This window comes from Mycobacterium attenuatum, assembly GCF_900566085.1.
GTDB classification, from domain to species: Bacteria; Actinomycetota; Actinomycetes; order Mycobacteriales; family Mycobacteriaceae; genus Mycobacterium; species Mycobacterium attenuatum.
Genome location: NZ_UPHT01000086.1, coordinates 30,632 through 45,722 on the forward strand (window position 1 = coordinate 30,632; position 15,091 = coordinate 45,722).

General features: G+C 66.8%; 13 protein-coding genes and 1 riboswitch. Of the genes, 5 read left to right on the forward strand and 8 right to left on the reverse strand.

Annotation, left to right across the window (positions count from 1 at the left end):
• Window positions 1–37 precede the first annotated feature (37 nt).
• The 4 genes from EET13_RS14390 to EET13_RS14405 form a co-directional block, all read right to left on the reverse strand.
• Window positions 38–1,474: a GuaB1 family IMP dehydrogenase-related protein gene (locus EET13_RS14390; RefSeq protein ID WP_122442929.1), complete on the reverse strand. Its 1,437-nt coding sequence runs from the start codon at window positions 1,472–1,474 to the stop codon at window positions 38–40.
• 33 nt (window positions 1,475–1,507) lie between these two features.
• Window positions 1,508–2,959 (reverse strand): NADP-dependent phosphogluconate dehydrogenase, encoded by a 1,452-nt coding sequence (gndA, locus tag EET13_RS14395; protein ID WP_122442930.1) that lies wholly within the window; start codon window positions 2,957–2,959, stop codon window positions 1,508–1,510.
• A gap of 159 nt (window positions 2,960–3,118) precedes the next feature.
• Complete coding sequence (locus EET13_RS14400; RefSeq protein WP_122442931.1) at window positions 3,119–4,069, reverse strand: M56 family metallopeptidase; 951 nt, start codon at window positions 4,067–4,069, stop codon at window positions 3,119–3,121.
• 65 nt (window positions 4,070–4,134) lie between these two features.
• On the reverse strand, window positions 4,135–4,500 hold the full coding sequence (locus EET13_RS14405) for a BlaI/MecI/CopY family transcriptional regulator (protein ID WP_122442932.1): 366 nt from the start codon (window positions 4,498–4,500) through the stop codon (window positions 4,135–4,137).
• A gap of 331 nt (window positions 4,501–4,831) precedes the next feature.
• Here EET13_RS14405 and EET13_RS14410 point away from each other — a divergent pair, with 331 nt between their 5' ends.
• Complete coding sequence (locus tag EET13_RS14410) at window positions 4,832–5,275, forward strand: PaaI family thioesterase (RefSeq protein WP_122442933.1); 444 nt, start codon at window positions 4,832–4,834, stop codon at window positions 5,273–5,275.
• Window positions 5,276–5,315: 40 nt separating this feature from the next.
• Here EET13_RS14410 and EET13_RS14415 read toward each other — a convergent pair whose 3' ends face one another.
• The 4 genes from EET13_RS14415 to EET13_RS14430 form a co-directional block, all read right to left on the reverse strand.
• Window positions 5,316–6,974 carry an APC family permease gene (locus EET13_RS14415; RefSeq protein ID WP_244603906.1) on the reverse strand — a complete coding sequence of 553 codons (1,659 nt, stop codon included), beginning with the start codon at window positions 6,972–6,974 and terminating at the stop codon, window positions 5,316–5,318.
• A gap of 85 nt (window positions 6,975–7,059) precedes the next feature.
• A complete protein-coding gene (locus tag EET13_RS14420) occupies window positions 7,060–8,451 on the reverse strand; it encodes a PPE family protein (RefSeq protein WP_122442951.1) in 1,392 nt (463 codons plus the stop codon).
• 8 nt (window positions 8,452–8,459) lie between these two features.
• Window positions 8,460–9,845 carry a PPE family protein gene (locus EET13_RS32305; RefSeq protein ID WP_122442952.1) on the reverse strand — a complete coding sequence of 462 codons (1,386 nt, stop codon included), beginning with the start codon at window positions 9,843–9,845 and terminating at the stop codon, window positions 8,460–8,462.
• A 776-nt stretch (window positions 9,846–10,621) separates the two neighbouring features.
• A complete protein-coding gene (locus EET13_RS14430) occupies window positions 10,622–11,785 on the reverse strand; it encodes an agmatinase family protein (RefSeq protein ID WP_122442934.1) in 1,164 nt (387 codons plus the stop codon).
• A 117-nt stretch (window positions 11,786–11,902) separates the two neighbouring features.
• Window positions 11,903–11,965: riboswitch (guanidine-III (ykkC-III) riboswitch) on the reverse strand.
• Window positions 11,966–12,078: 113 nt separating this feature from the next.
• Between EET13_RS14430 and EET13_RS14435 the strand changes: the two genes are divergently transcribed.
• The 4 genes from EET13_RS14435 to EET13_RS14450 are packed head-to-tail and all read left to right on the forward strand — an operon-like array spanning window position 12,079 to window position 15,088.
• The gene (locus EET13_RS14435; protein ID WP_122442953.1) at window positions 12,079–12,381 is read left to right on the forward strand and encodes an urease subunit gamma; all 303 of its coding nucleotides are present in this window, start codon (window positions 12,079–12,081) and stop codon (window positions 12,379–12,381) included.
• The gene (locus tag EET13_RS14440; RefSeq protein ID WP_122442935.1) at window positions 12,378–12,689 is read left to right on the forward strand and encodes an urease subunit beta; all 312 of its coding nucleotides are present in this window, start codon (window positions 12,378–12,380) and stop codon (window positions 12,687–12,689) included. The genes EET13_RS14435 and EET13_RS14440 overlap by 4 nt, the downstream gene beginning before the upstream one ends.
• Entirely contained in the window at window positions 12,689–14,410 is a 1,722-nt protein-coding gene (locus EET13_RS14445; protein WP_122442936.1) for an urease subunit alpha, read from the forward strand. The genes EET13_RS14440 and EET13_RS14445 overlap by 1 nt, the downstream gene beginning before the upstream one ends.
• Before the next feature lie 42 nt (window positions 14,411–14,452).
• Window positions 14,453–15,088 (forward strand): urease accessory protein UreF, encoded by a 636-nt coding sequence (locus tag EET13_RS14450; RefSeq protein WP_122442937.1) that lies wholly within the window; start codon window positions 14,453–14,455, stop codon window positions 15,086–15,088.
• Window positions 15,089–15,091 lie beyond the last annotated feature (3 nt).

Consider the following 15,091-nt stretch of genomic DNA (forward strand, 5'->3'; position numbering starts at 1 on the left):
TCCGGCACCAATCGGTCCTCGCCGCCGGTGGTGGCGCTCACCAGCCGGTGGGCAGCGGATGGCCTTCGACGAAGCCCGCCGCCGATTGCACGCCGATCACGGCGCGCTCGTGCAATCCCGCCAGGTTGGCGGCACCGACATAGGTGCAGGTGCTGCGCACGCCGGAGGTGATGTGGTCGATCAGGTCTTCCACACCGCCGCGATCGGGGTCAAGCCCCATCCGCGACGTCGATATTCCTTCGTCGAACAGCGCCTTTCGGGCACGATCGAACGCGCTGTCGGTGGTGGTCCGGGCAACAACCGCCCGTTTGGACGCCATGCCGTAGCTCTCCTTGTACGGTTGGTCGTCGCGGTCTCGCATCAGGTCACCCGGAGACTCGTAGGTGCCGGCAAACCACGATCCGATCATCACGTTCGACGCACCGGCCGCCAGCGCCAGCGCGACGTCGCGGGGATGGCGGATACCGCCGTCGGCCCACGCGTGGCCACCGAGTTCCCTTGCAGCAGCAGCGCATTCGACCACGGCGGAGAACTGCGGGCGACCGACGCCGGTCATCATCCGAGTGGTGCACATGGCACCCGGGCCGACGCCTACCTTGACAATGCTCGCCCCGGCGTCCAGCAGATCGCGGGTGCCCTCGGCCGACACCACGTTGCCCGCTGCCAGCGGCACACCCAAGTCCAGTGACGATACGGCCCTGATCGCGTCCAGGGCCTTGACCTGGTGCCCATGTGCGGTATCGATCACCAGCACGTCGACACCCGCTTCCGCGAGGGCACGTGCCTTTGCGGCCACGTCGCCGGTGATGCCGATGGCGGCGCCGATCCGTAACCGGCCCTGGCTGTCGGTGGCGGGCGTGTAGATGCCGGCGCGGATGGCCCCGGTGCGAGTCAGCACCCCCGCCAATGTTCCGTCGGCGCTGGTGAGCACCGCGACCCCGATGTGAGCGTGCTCCAGCTGGTCGAAAATCTTGCGTGGCTCGGTGCCCACCGGGACGGCCACGAAGTCTGATGCGGCGATGTCGCGTACCCGGGTGAAGCGGTCCACGCCCAGGCAGGAGGATTCGCTCACCAGTCCGATAGGGCGGCCTTCGAAGACGACCACGGCGACTCCGTGTGCGCGCTTGTGAATCAACGCCATCGCGTCCGACACCGAGTCGTCGGCCGCCAGCGTCACCGGCGTGTCCAGCACCAGGTCGCGGCTCTTGACGAAGTGCACGGTCTGTTGCACCGCCGGGATTGGCAGGTCCTGCGGCAGGATCACAATGCCGCCGCGGCGCGCCACGGTTTCGGCCATCCGCCGCCCGGCCACCGCCGTCATGTTGGCGACCACCACGGGAATCGTCGTTCCGGAACCGTCGGCGGTGGACAGATCCACGTCGAACCGCGACGCCACCTCCGAGCGGCTCGGCATGATGAAGACGTCGTCGTACGTCAGGTCGTATCCGGGTCGGTGCCCGTCCAGAAACCTCATGGCTCGCCTTTTGGTTGAGTCCCTTCCGCCCGGCTACGCCGGCACTTCGGTGCGGTCTGCACCCCACAGGGTATGGAACTTGCCCGGTCCGTCGATCCGCCCGTAGGTGTGTGCGCCGAAGAAGTCGCGCTGGGCTTGGGTGAGTGCGGCAGGCAGCCGCTCGGTGCGCAGCGCGTCGTAGTACGACAGGGCCGACGAGAACCCGGGCGTGGGAATACCCAGCTGCACCGCGGTGGACACCACGCGCCGCCAACTGTCGATAGCCGACTCGACCGCGCTGCGGAAATACGGCGCGACGAGCAAGCTGGCCAGGTCGGGTTCAGCGTCGAACGCTTCCTTGATGCGGTTGAGGAATTTCGCCCGGATGATGCAGCCGCCCCGCCAGATGGTGGCCAGGTCGCCGGGGGAGATGTTCCAGCCGTATTCGGCGCTGCCGGCCTGGATCTGGTTGAAACCCTGCGCGTAGGCCACGATCTTGGAGGCGTACAAGGCCCGGCGGACGTTCTCGGTGAACGTGTCGGGATCGGCAGGTTTGTCGCCGAGCCGTCCGGAGGCCAGCCCACGGACGGCGGCACGCTGCTCGACCGATCCCGACAGCGCACGGGCGAACACCGCCTCCGCGATACCGGTCACGGGCACCCCCAGATCCAGGGCGGACTTGACTGTCCAGCGTCCGGTGCCTTTCTGCTCGGCTTGATCGAGGATCACGTCGACGAGCGGTTTTCCGGTCTTGGCGTCCTGCTGGCGCAACACTTCAGCAGTGATCTCGACCAGATAGCTGTCCAGGTCACCCTTGTTCCACTCGGTGAACACGTCGGCGATCTGCGGTGCGCTCAGGCCCAGCCCGTCGCGCAGCAGCTGGTAAGCCTCGCCAATCAGCTGCATGTCGGAATACTCGATGCCGTTGTGCACCATCTTGACGAAGTGTCCGGAGCCGTCCGGGCCGATATGGGTGCAGCACGGCACCCCGTCGACGTGCGCGGAGATCTCCTCGAGCAGCGGGCCCAGCGACTCATACGACTCTACGGGCCCGCCCGGCATGATCGACGGCCCGTTCAGCGCGCCCTCCTCGCCGCCCGAGATCCCGGCGCCGACAAAATGCAAGCCGCGCTCCCGCATCGCCGTTTCACGCCGAATCGTGTCGGTGTAGAGCGCATTGCCGCCATCGATGATGATGTCGCCGGGTTCCATGGCGTCGGCGAGTTCGTTGATGACGGCGTCGGTGGGATCACCGGCCTTGACCATGATCAGCACCCGACGGGGTGTTTGCAGTGCGCCCAAGAACTCCGGGATGGTTTCACTGCGCACGAACTTTCCCTCCGATCCGTGCTCTTTCAGCAGCGCATCGGTCTTGGCGATAGACCGGTTATGCAACGCCACGGTGTAGCCGTGCCGCGCGAAGTTACGGGCGATGTTCGAACCCATCACCGCCAGGCCGGTGACCCCGATCTGGGCGGTAGCGGTGCTCGATTCCGACGAACTCATGTCCTGCCTTTCGGTCGGGTGACTCTAGGTCGGCGAATCCGGGTGGGCGAATCCAGGTGGCGAATCTAGGTTGGGACCCTGCCGAAGCTGTCCGGCAAGGCTGGTCCGACACACTGTGGCACAGTGGCGTGGCGGTCTTCCACGGTGATTGGCTCTGCCTCAGACGCTGAACAGCCGCTGCAGCTCGGTGAGCCACGGGACCGCCAGCGCGACGGTGGGCACCACCAGCACCGCGGCCGCGGCCAAATAGGCGGCCACGGATAGTGCCCGGCTGTTGCCGCGCCCGGCCAGCCGCCGCACTCGCACCACCGTGCTGGGACCTCCCGCAGCCAGGGCGCCCGACGGCGCTGCGGAACAGGCGCAGGCGACCAGGGCGCGGGCCAGCGCAGCCCGCCCCGCCGCGCGCACCGCGGCGTCGTCGGCGAGCAGTTCCACCAGGAGCTGCACGGCACGCAGCGCGTTGGCACTGCGGACCAGCCGCGGAAACGCCGCATGCACGGCAGTGAAGGCTTCCAGGACCAGGTCGTGACGAGCCCGCAGATGCGCACGCTCGTGGGTCAGGATTGCAGCGACTTCCGTGTGCGTCAGCGTGGTCAGCGTCCCCTCGCTGACCACCACGCGACTGCGGACACCGGGCAGGCAGTAGGCAAGCGGCTGCGCCACGTTCAGCACACGCAGATCGCGGGTTCTGGCGCACGGCTGGGCCAGCGCCGCACCGTGCCCGACCCCGACGAGGTCGACCACCATGCGGTGATGAGCCCGACGCCGCCGAGTGGCCACGGCCACCCGCACTACGGCAACCACCAACCGTGCCCCGACCAGCACCGTGAGCGCCAATACGGTGACATATGCCGCCCACAACGGCCAACCGAGCCGGATCCGGGCGTCGAGGACCCCGGCCGTAGGCCGCCCGTCTGCGCCGGGCATGAGCAAGCGGCTGGCGATGGCGATGCCCGCACTGAACGCAGAAAGCGCCGCGGCCAGGGCTATCGCTTGCCAGAGCACCATTGCGGCGCGCGGGGCGCGCAGCGGCCACGTCGCTCGTGCCAACAAGGCTGGTGTCGGGCCAGCCAGCAGCACCGCGAGGATGGTGAAGGCCAGCGCGGACACGCTGCTAGTCTCTCTCAGTCCTCCGCCGAAGCGCCAGCAGATGGCGGAATGCGGTGGCTCGTTTCCTATTCGGCAAGGGCGCGACGAAGTGCGTCGGCCTCGTCCGCACCGACGCGCTCCACGAAATGCACCAGGGCGGCCTGGCGGCTGCCCGAGTCCTCGGCCTGGGCCAACGCATCGACCATCAGGCCGGCGACCAACTCGTCACGACCGTGCACGGGGGCGTAGCGGTGGGCCCGGTCGTCCCGGATCTGCGAGACAAGGTTCTTCTTTGCCAACCGTTGCAACACCGTCATGACGGTGGTGTAAGCAAGGTCGCGTCGCGCCGACAACGCTGCGTGGACTTGGCGAACAGTCTGAGGTTCCGGCGTGGACCACAGGTGGTCCATCACGGCGCGTTCCAGATCCCCCAGCCGCGTCAGCTTGGCCATAGTTCGTTCTCTCCCTGAGCGTTGCAACCAGCGTACTCCGGTTTACTACCGGCCGTCGTATCCAGCCGGCCCAAAGCATGCGAGTTGTCGGTAATCGCCGATTGGACATTAGCGCTTGCGGAATTAGGGCAGCCTTGCCTATCCTAAATGTGGTCGAGCAAGTCATGACCGTGCCGGAGTCCTGAGGGCTGCAGTGACCCCCGGTCTACTCGATCGGCGAGCCCCGTGCATCAGCACGGGGCTCGCCCGCTGTTGAGCGAGGGACAATTCGTCGTAGCCGATGCGCCCCAGCGGACCTGCGGGAACCGGCCGATGTCGATGGTGTAGACACATGAACGTGGCATCGGATTCGGACCCGGACACTGCGGCCACCGCGCCGACGCGGTTCACGGCCCCGTTCGACAGTCAACTGGGTCTGCAGTTCACCGAACTCAGCCCCGACGGCGCACGTGCGCAGCTCCAAGTCAAACCCGAGCTGTTGCAGCCGATGGGCATCGTGCACGGCGGCGTGTACTGCTCGATGATTGAGAGCATGGCCAGCGTGGCGGCGTTCACCTGGCTCGCTAGTCGAGGCGGCGGAGGGGTGGTCGGGGTCAACAACAACACCGACTTTCTGCATGCCATCAAGTCGGGCATGGTCTACGGCACCGCTGAACCGCTGCACCGCGGTCGGCGTCAGCAGCTGTGGCTGGTCGTCATCACCGACGAGGCCGATCGGGTGGTGGCCCGGGGACACGTGCGGCTGCAGAATCTGGAGCCGCCGCCCCAGTCCTGAGACCAACGTCTGCGACCACGTCTGGTCCGGCGCGGGCCGCCTATTGATTGCGCACCGCGGGGGTTGCCGGCCCCTCTGCGACGGCCGGATCGACCTGGGCGCGCCGCGGAATGGCGTCGGCGTGTGGCGCGTCGCTGTTGGCGTAGGCCCGGCTGAAAACCATGTACGCGATGCCGAGACTGATGATTACCCCCGACATCAGCAACACCACGTAGTTGTCGTACCAGGGCGCCTCGGGTGTCCGCGGCCAGCACACGTTGGTGATCGCCGCGACGCCGTAGAACAGTGCACCGATGTTGACGGGCATTCCCCAACTGCCCAACCGGTATTTGCCGGACGGCGCCCAGCCCTTCAACCTGGCGCGCAGCGCGGCCAGCACGACCATCTGGAACCCGAGGTAGACCCCGACGGTGCCGAAGCTGATGAGTTTGTTGAGCGGGTGTTCGGAGACGACCGAGCCGATGATCAGCGACGCCGGGACGATGACGGCAGCCAGCAGGGCGTACGGCGGCACGTGTCGCTTGTGATCGAATCGCGCCAGGAGCCGCGAGCCGACGATCATGCCGTCGCGGCCGTAGGAATAGATTAGGCGGCTGGCCGCGGCCTGCAGGCTCAAGGCGCACGAGACGAACGAGATCAACACGATACCGAGCACGATCCGCGACCCGATGTCGCCGAAGGCGCTGGCGAGAACGGTCGAGATCGGATTGGTGTCCTCCCCGCGGATCACCGCGCCGAAGTCGGTGACCGACAGGATCAGGCTCAGGCAGACGAACGTTGACGCGGCCCCGCCGATGTAGATGGTGCGCCGCATCGCCTTCGGTATCTGTATGCCGGGATTGCGAACCTCCTCGGCAACGTCGCCACACGCCTCGAACCCGAAGAATTGGTAGAGACCGATGAGGCCGGCGGCCAGAAACGCGTAGAGGAAGCTGTGGTCGCCTTCGGCGCCGAAGCTGTGAAGGAGCACCCCGAGCCCGTGGTGGCGGTGCATGACCAAGAGCCACACGCCGACCACCAGGGCGCCGATGAGCTCGGCGGAGAAACCAAAGATGGCGAAGTAACCCAGAATCTTGGTCCCGGTCAGGTTGATCAGGGTCGCCACCGCCAGCACGGCCAGTCCGCAATAGATCTTGGCTTCAACGGTCGGCGCGAAGCCAAACATGGTCGCCACATACGGGCCGGCGCCGAAAGCCGCGTCCGCGATGAGCGCCAACAGGCAGAACATGTAGACCCAGCCGGTCATCCAAGCCCATTTGCGGCCCCACAACCGTCGCGCCCAGGGATAGACACCACCGGCCACCGGGAATTGGGCCACCACTTCGCTGAACACCAGCGCGACCAGCATCTGCCCGGCGCCGACGATCAGCAGACTCCAGATCATCGGCGGGCCGGCGGTGGCCAGCGCGAACGCGAACACCGTGTAGATGCCGACCACCGGCGACAGATAGGTGAAGCCGAGTGAGAAATTGGCCCACGGGCTCATGTCTCGGCGGAACTCCGACTGGAACCCCAGTGCCTTGAGCTGGGCGAGGTCCTCGTCTTCCGGCGCGGCCCCGGCACCCACGTCGACGACATGCGCCTGGACCTTCGTGTCGTCCGCGCCATGGTGCGCGCCACCGGTGCCGCGAGTGCCTACATCGAGGGCCAGATCGCTGTCGAAACTTCGCTCCCCAGCCAGTGGCTTAGTAAAAAACATCTGCTCGGACTCCCCATCATCGAAATGCCAAACCGGTTGTGCTGCTGCGGTTCCTGTCACTGGGATCGGCCAAGCGACAGGTGTGCTAGTTATCCTTCGCCTCCTTGATCAACGCCGCGGCTGTGCGCTTGAGCACATCGCGCTGCCGGGACACGTCGGCCAGCGCTTTGCGCAGTTGGTTGAGCTCATCGCGCTCGCAGGCCGCGGCGTCCTCGTGGGCACCGGTGCTCGGGGCGACCCACCGGGCCGCGGGGTCCTCGCGCATGCCCGACTCGCCGAGGGCCGGGATCACCCGGTGGCGTGAACCGGCCCGAGGACGCGTCTGATCGCCGCGCGGTGCGTTGACCACGCTGGCCACCGGGCCCATCGGGGGCATCCCGTAGAAGCCGCCGGACGACGCCGCCACGGCTTGGGGCACTCCGTCGAGACCCACGACCGGCAACGCGCTGGCGGCGAGCCGGATAGCCGGGGACCCGGCCCATGTCTGCGGCACCGAAAGCTTGCCGACCGATGCCGCCTGGCCCAGGCCCGCCGACGCTCCGGCACCGGCCCCCGAGCCGTACGAATCCACGAGCGTGGAGCCCAGCCCAGCCGCCAGTCCGTCTCCGGCAACGGGAGCAACGTCGGATGCCGTCGTTGCGGTCAGCGAATCGATCAACGGATTCCAGGCCACAGCGATCGCCGGCGCCAGGGTCAGACAAAGCCCGGACGCGTCGAAGTTCAGTCCCTCGGACAGGATCTGGTATCCCACAGTCGAGGCGCTCAACGAGTTGAACGTTTGGATCGGATAGCTGTTGAAAAAATCCAACAGCAGATTCGATCCGGGAAAGGTTCCCGACGACAGGCTTTGCAGCATGTCCGGGACGCTCGAAAACGCTGTTTGGCTGCTGGCTCCGGTCGCCGAGGCGGCGGCCTGGGTGACCGCCGTGGATTGAGCGGCGGTACCGGTCGGGTTGGTGTCCTGCTTCGGCGCGGTGAACGGCGTCAACCTGGTTGCGGCCGCTGCGGCACCGGCATAGCCGTACATTGCCGCGGCGTCCTGTGCCCACATTTCTGAGTACTGCGCCTCGGTGGCCGCGATGGCCGGAGCGTTCTGCCCCAGAATGTTGGTGGCCACCAGCGACGCCAACAACGCCCGGTTGACCTCGATCGCCGGCGGGGGCACCGTGGCCGCAACTGCCGCCTCGTAGGCTGCCGCCGCCGATCCCAGCTGGCTTGCCGTCTGCTGCGCCCGGGCGGCGGTGGTGTTCATCCACAACACATGCGGCGCCACTGCCGCGGCCATCGCCGCCGATGACGGACCCAGCCACAGCCCACCCGTCAGCTCGGCGACCACGGCCTGATACGAACTTGCGGCCGTCGTCAACTCCGCCGCCAACGCCTGCCAGGTTCCGGCGGCCGTCATCAGCGACGTCGCACCGGGCCCGGCATACATCCGGGCCGAATTGACCTCGGGGGGCAGCCCGGCAAAATCCATGAGGCTGATCACAAGATCGCCTCCTTGATCAGGCGGGCTGCCGCATCACGCTCCATCGCCACTTCGGCGATCGCCTTGCGTAACTGGTCGAGCTCATCGCGTTCCCGCTCGCTCAGCGTGCTGGCGACGTTGGCCAGACTCCGTTGGGCCGGCGCCGACCGGGACGGAAGCTGCTCGTCGGTGCCGTGCTCAGCAGCCCACGGCGGCAGTGCCTTGCTGCGCGAGCCGGCTCGGGGGCGGCTCTGGTCGCCTCGTGGCGCGTTGACCACACTGCCCACCGGCGGAATACCGCCGTAGTAGCCTCCCGGTCCGGCTTGCTCGGCCTGAAGTAAGCCGTCGAGGCCGGCGGTGGGCGATGCAGCGGTGGCCAGCCGGACAGCCGGGGACGCGGTCCAGGACTTCGGCACCGACAGCTTGCCGACAGATGCCGCATCGCCCAAGCCCGCCGATACCCCGGCGCCGCCCGGGCACGCCGCGAGTGACCCGCTCGTCGCCGGATCGTAGGAACCCAATAACGCCCCGAGCCCCGCGTCGGGGGCCACTTCGGCCGCTGCCGCCGCTTCCGCCGGCAGCGCGAGCCCATAGAGGCCACCCAACAGCGGCGTGATGCCCGAAGCCGTGAACAAGAACCCGCTGAGGACCAGAGTCCAGTTCCCCACATTCATGGCGAACGTATTGACGTCGGTGCCCAGCTCCGTACCGAGGAAGTTCTCGAGCAGCGCGACCGGATCGAACGATGCACCACCCAACGCGAGGTCTTGCAGCGCGTTGGGCACCGCCGCCAGCTGGGACAACGGAGACTGGGCGCTCGGACCGGCGATGGCGGTAGCCTGGGCGACGGTGGCGGCCTGCGTGGCCGTACCGCCAGGGTTGGTGGTGGCGGGGGGTTGGTTGAAGGGTGTCACCGTGGTGGCCGCCGCCGAGGCGCCGGCGTAGCCGTACATCGCGGCTGCGTCCTGAGCCCACATCTCCGTGTATTGCGCCTCGGCGGCCATGATCGCGGGGGTGTTCTGCCCGAGAATGTTGGTGGCTACCAGCGCCGCCAGCAGCGCCCGATTCACCTCGATCTCCGGGGGCGGCACGGTGGCCGTGAACGCGGCTTCGTAGGCCGCTATCGCCGATTTGAGCTGACCCGCAGTCTGCTGCGCCTGCGCGGCTGTAACGGCCATCCAGGACATGTACGGCGCCATCGCGGCAACCATGGACCTCGACGACGGCCCTACCCACGGCCCATCCGTCAGCTCCGACACCACTGCGCGATACGACGCTGCCGTCGAATTGAGCTCCGCCGCCAACCCGTCCCAGGCCACGGCAGCTGCCACCAACGGCCCCGACCCCGGCCCCGCATACATCCGACCGGAGTTGACCTCCGGAGGCAACACCGAAAAATCCAACGCCACAGCCCCCTCACACCTGACCCGGCACCAGACCAACCATTCGCGGCCGCAAGACTTTTCGGATGCCGGGTCGGTGCTCGGTTTCGCGCGCCGTAGTTGGCGCACGAATGGCGGCCCCCACGGCGTCCAATTCGGTCCAACTCGCCGGGCCGGGGGTAATGATGAAGCGTGTCTCTGCAACCACTCTGGTTAATCGTTGATAATTTGCTGTCAACTTCGGATTGATCACGTGAAGCCGACCTCCATCCCGTGCGGCGACCCGCCTCCAACATCGGGACCCGCGATGGCGGGTCTCGACGAAGCCATTCCCAAAACGAAACGACAGAACTTCGGGGCGAACTAGCGCGGTGCGAGCGAAAGTAATTGAACTGGAGGCACTTACGACTGACTAATGCATCTTGATCGCCGCGGCGGATCGACTACCCACACCTCGGCGGAGGGGTACGGCCAAGAAGCCTGCGCTCGCTTGATTCGAAGGGCGGGAGCGCGACGCAACCAGATGGGTCCGGAACGGAGTCACACACCATAGCTGATTTGCCAGCAATAAAATGAGCAAACTTAATCAGCAATCCAGGGGATTGCGGGCGGTAGCGAGGAGTTATCTCCAGCCGGCCGGGCGACACTGGTCCAGCGGCACCGAGCGGCAACTCTTCTCGAGGCGTCAGCAGCGCGGTGGCGAACGGGTTGTCGCGCACCCGCGTCTCGCGCGCAGGGAGGTGCGCGCGAGACGGACTCGGCAGTAGACGTTCATCGGCTGATCCTGCGAGGCTGAGTCAATCGGCGAAGGGCCCCCATGCATGACGCTCAAGGGCAGCCGGCTTCTTGCCCAGTTTCCCGGCCCGCACCATGACAGCCAGGCTGTCCAGAATGACCCGGCTGCTCATCAGCGCGGTCTGCTCGGCCCAGTCGTAGGGCGGTGAGCACTCCACCACCTCGATGCCGTTGAGCCCGGGTTCGGAGATCAGCCGGATCAGGTTGAGAGCCTCGCGCGGCAGTAGCCCGCCGGGCTCGGGCCAGCCGGTGCCGGGTACGAATCCGGCATCGATGACGTCGATGTCGAACGACAGATACACCGCCTTGGCGTCCTTCCACGCCGTTTCGAGCGCGATCTCGGCGACCTTTTCGATCCCGACGCGTTCGACGTCGCCGACGGTGATGACGGTGCTGCCGCGCTGGCGGCCCACCTGGACGCCGGCGCGCGGCGCCTGCCAGCCACCGATGCCGATCTGCACCAGGTTGGTGGCCGGCGCGTTCTTGATGTTGGTGGCGTGGAACCACGGCGTGGTGTGCATCCGCTCGTCCAGATCGGTTTCCTGGGTGTCGACGTGGCGGTCGAAATGGATGATGCCCACGTTGCCGTCCAAATACGGGGCCAGGCCCCGCACGGTCGGGAAGCCAATCGAGTGGTCGCCTCCGAGAACCACCGGGAACACACCGTTGGACACCACATGGGCCATGGCCTGGCTGATCTGGTCGAACGACTTCTCGATGTTGGCGGGAATGGTGACCACGTCACCGATGTCGACGATGTTGAGCTGTTCGCGCAGGTCCACGCCCAATTCGTAGCAGTACGTGCCGAACAGGTTGGTCGAGCGGCGGATTCCCATCGGCCCGAACCGGGTGCCCGGGCGGTAGGTGGTGCCGGCATCAAGCGGCGCCCCGAAGACGGCCACCTCGGCGTCGGCGACGTCGTTCACGTCCTCTAGGAATGGCGCCTTGAGGAATGTTCCGCGTTCCCCGGCGAAATGGGGGAGTTCACCACGGGCGAAGGTCGACAGTGTCCGGTCGTTGATCGTAGGGGCGGCTTCGAGGCCATGGGCGATGCAGCGGTCGATCTCTTCGCGGTGGCGCCGGGTAGGCAACTCGGCTTCTGCCTGCTGTGCCCACTGACCCTCCCGGTTGGGGATGTCGGCTTGGCCGGCGAACGGATTTGTCATTCACGGTGTCCTCTCGTCCAAAAGCAACTCAAGGCGGGAGGATGCGCCAATGGCCGGCGACGCACGAAGGCCGAGTCCACAGAACCGTTCGGATGTGCCGGTGTGCCACATTTCCCGCACTCACCGTCTTGTCGCTTTCCGGGTACGGCGAACTCGTCCGGGCGGCCCTTTCGGCGCGCCGGCCTTCACGGTACCTACCTGGTCGGCCGCGGCATTGCACTTCAAGCTGAAAGACAGCTGTGAATGTGGCTTGCCCGCACGGCAGCGCGGTGCTCGTGGCAGGATTTCAGGCCATGCGTCTGACGCCGCATGAACAAGAGCGACTTCTGTTGTCCTACGCCGCGGAGCTGGCCCGCCGGCGGAGGGGCCGCGGGGTGCGCCTCAATCACCCCGAAGCCGTCGCAGTGATCACCGACCACATCCTGGAAGGCGCACGCGACGGTCGCACCGTCGCCGAGCTGATGGCAAGTGGATGCGAGGTGCTGAGCCGCGACGACGTGATGGAGGGAGTACCGGAGATGATCAAGGACGTACAAGTGGAAGCAACATTCCCCGACGGCACCAAGTTGGTCACCGTTCATCACCCGATCGCATGATTCCCGGCGAAATCCTTTACGGCAGCGGCGACATCGACATCAACGCGGGCGCCCAGCGGCTAGAGATCCAGATCGTCAACACCGGCGACCGCCCCGTCCAGGTCGGCAGTCATGTCCATCTGCGGCAGGCTAATGCGGCGCTGTCATTCGACCGCGCCGCAGCCCATGGTTACCGGTTGGACATCCCGGCAGCCACCGCGGTCCGCTTCGAACCGGGCGTCTCCCGGACTGTCCGACTGGTTCCACTGCGCGGGCGACGAGAGGTCCACGGGCTGACACTGGATCCCCCGGGAAGGCTCGACACCTGATGCTGCGGCTGACCCGGGAACGCTACGCCCAGCTGTACGGTCCCACCACCGGCGACCGGATCAGACTGGCCGACACCGACCTGCTGGTCGAAATCACCGAAGACCGCTGCGGCGGGCCAGGACTGGCCGGCGACGAAGCAGTGTTCGGCGGCGGCAAGGTGTTGCGCGAGTCGATGGGCCAGGGCCGCGCCACCCGGGCCGCCGGCGCGCCCGACACCGTCATCACCGGAGCGGTAATCATCGACCATTGGGGAATCATTAAGGCCGACATCGGGATTCGTGACGGCCGCATCGCCGCGATCGGCAAGGCCGGTAATCCCGACACCATGTCGGGCGTGCACCCGGATCTGGTCGTGGGACCCTCCACCGAGGTCATCGGCGGCAACGGGCGCATTCTCACCGCCGGCGCCATCGACTGCCATGTGCACTTGATCTGCCCGCAGCTGATACCCGAGGCGCTAGGCGCCGGCATCACGACCATCATCGGCGGGGGCACCGGCCCCGCCGAAGGCACCAAAGCCACCACCGTGACCCCCGGAGCATGGCACTTGGCCCGGATGCTGGAATCACTGGATTGCTGGCCCGTGAACTTCGCCTTGCTCGGCAAGGGAAACACCGTCAGCCACGAGGGGTTGTGGGAGCAATTGCGTGCGGGTGCATCGGGTTTCAAACTTCACGAGGACTGGGGATCCACCCCCGCGGCAATCGACACCTGCCTGACCGTTGCCGACGCCGCCGGGGTGCAGGTGGCGCTGCACACCGACACCCTCAACGAGATGGGATTCGTCGAAAACACCCTCGCCGCCATTGCCGCACGCTCGATCCACACCTACCACACCGAAGGCGCCGGCGGCGGCCACGCACCCGACATCATGAAAGTCGCCGGACAGCCGAATGTGCTGCCCAGCTCCACCAATCCAACCCGCCCGCACACCATCAACACCCTCGACGAACACCTGGACATGCTGATGGTCTGCCATCACCTCAATCCCTCGGTGCCCGAAGATCTGGCCTTCGCCGAAAGCCGAATCCGCCCCTCCACCATGGCCGCCGAGGACCTGCTGCACGACATCGGCGCGATCTCGATGATCGGCAGCGACTCCCAGGCGATGGGCCGCATCGGCGAAGTGGTACTGCGCACCTGGCAAACCGCCCACGTGATGAAGCGCCGCCGTGGCGCACTACCCGGCGATCACCACGCCGACAACAACCGGGCACGCCGCTACGTCGCCAAATACACCATCTGTCCGGCCGTTGCACACGGCATGGACCACGAGGTCGGCTCGATCGAGGTGGGTAAGCTGGCAGATCTGGTGCTGTGGGAGCCGGCATTTTTCGGAGTACGCCCGGACGTGGTGCTCAAGGGTGGCGCGATCGCCTGGGCGGCGATGGGCGACGCCAACGCGTCGATACCGACGCCCCAACCAGTGCTGCCCCGACCGATGTTCGGCGCCGCCCCGGCTGCGGCCGCGGTCACTTCCGTGCACTTCGTGGCACCGGCGTCGATCGATGCGGGATTGGTCGATCGACTCGCCGTCAACCGGCGGCTGGTTCCGGTAGCTGATGTCCGCGCCGTCGGCAAGACCGACTTGCCCCTCAACGACGCGCTGCCCAGCATCGAAATCGATCCCGACACCTTCACCGTGCGTATCGACGGGCAGGTGTGGCAGGAGCAGCCCGCCACGGAACTTCCCATGGCGCAACGGTATTTCTTATTCTAGTGGCCTCTAGTGACCATCCAGTGACCATCCAGTGACCCTCCGGTGACCTCGCTTGCTGTGCTCCTCGCCCTGGCCGACTCGCGGCTTCCCACCGGTGCTCATGTGCACTCTGGTGGCATCGAAGAGGCCATCACCAGCGGCCTGGTAACCGATCTGGGCACCCTGCAAGCGTTTCTGACCCGACGGATTCGCAGCCCCGGTCTGGTCACGGCGTCGATCGCGGCGGCCGTGCACCGGGGCGAACTGGAGCCCACCGACGCCGACCGCGAAACCGACGCCCGCACACCGGCTCCCGCGGCCAGGCAGGCTTCACGCAGCCAGGGCCGTGGGCTGGCTCGGTTGGCCCGAGCGGTCTGGCCCGAAGCGGGCTGGGACGACCTCGGCCTGCGGCCGCATCTGGCGGTGGCGGCGGGCCGCATCGGGGCGGTCAGTGGGCTGACCCCTGAGCACAGCGCGCTGCACATCGTCTACACCACCATGACCGGTTCGGCAACCGCCGCCCAACGCCTGTTGGCGCTCGATCCCGCCGACGTCGCAGTCCTGACTTTCCGGCTGTCGCAGTTATGCGAACACACCGCCGCAGAAGCGACGGCCGGACTGGCCGACTTGTCCGATCCGCTACTCGACACGCTGGCCCAACGTCATTCCGAACGCGAGCGGCCGTTGTTCGCCTCCTGAAAG

What these genes read in the sequence shown, in the direction of transcription:
- EET13_RS14420 (WP_122442951.1), bottom strand. Translation starts at nt 8,451, where the DNA reads ATGGATTTTGCCGGGCTGCCCCCCGAGGTCAATTCGGCCCGGATGTAT.
- EET13_RS14430 (WP_122442934.1), bottom strand. Translation starts at nt 11,785, where the DNA reads ATGACAAATCCGTTCGCCGGCCAAGCCGACATCCCCAACCGGGAGGGT.
- EET13_RS14440 (WP_122442935.1), top strand. Translation starts at nt 12,378, where the DNA reads ATGATTCCCGGCGAAATCCTTTACGGCAGCGGCGACATCGACATCAAC.
- EET13_RS14405 (WP_122442932.1), bottom strand. Translation starts at nt 4,500, where the DNA reads ATGGCCAAGCTGACGCGGCTGGGGGATCTGGAACGCGCCGTGATGGAC.
- EET13_RS14445 (WP_122442936.1), top strand. Translation starts at nt 12,689, where the DNA reads ATGCTGCGGCTGACCCGGGAACGCTACGCCCAGCTGTACGGTCCCACC.
- EET13_RS14415 (WP_244603906.1), bottom strand. Translation starts at nt 6,974, where the DNA reads ATGTTTTTTACTAAGCCACTGGCTGGGGAGCGAAGTTTCGACAGCGAT.
- gndA (WP_122442930.1), bottom strand. Translation starts at nt 2,959, where the DNA reads ATGAGTTCGTCGGAATCGAGCACCGCTACCGCCCAGATCGGGGTCACC.
- EET13_RS14435 (WP_122442953.1), top strand. Translation starts at nt 12,079, where the DNA reads ATGCGTCTGACGCCGCATGAACAAGAGCGACTTCTGTTGTCCTACGCC.
- EET13_RS14390 (WP_122442929.1), bottom strand. Translation starts at nt 1,474, where the DNA reads ATGAGGTTTCTGGACGGGCACCGACCCGGATACGACCTGACGTACGAC.
- EET13_RS14410 (WP_122442933.1), top strand. Translation starts at nt 4,832, where the DNA reads ATGAACGTGGCATCGGATTCGGACCCGGACACTGCGGCCACCGCGCCG.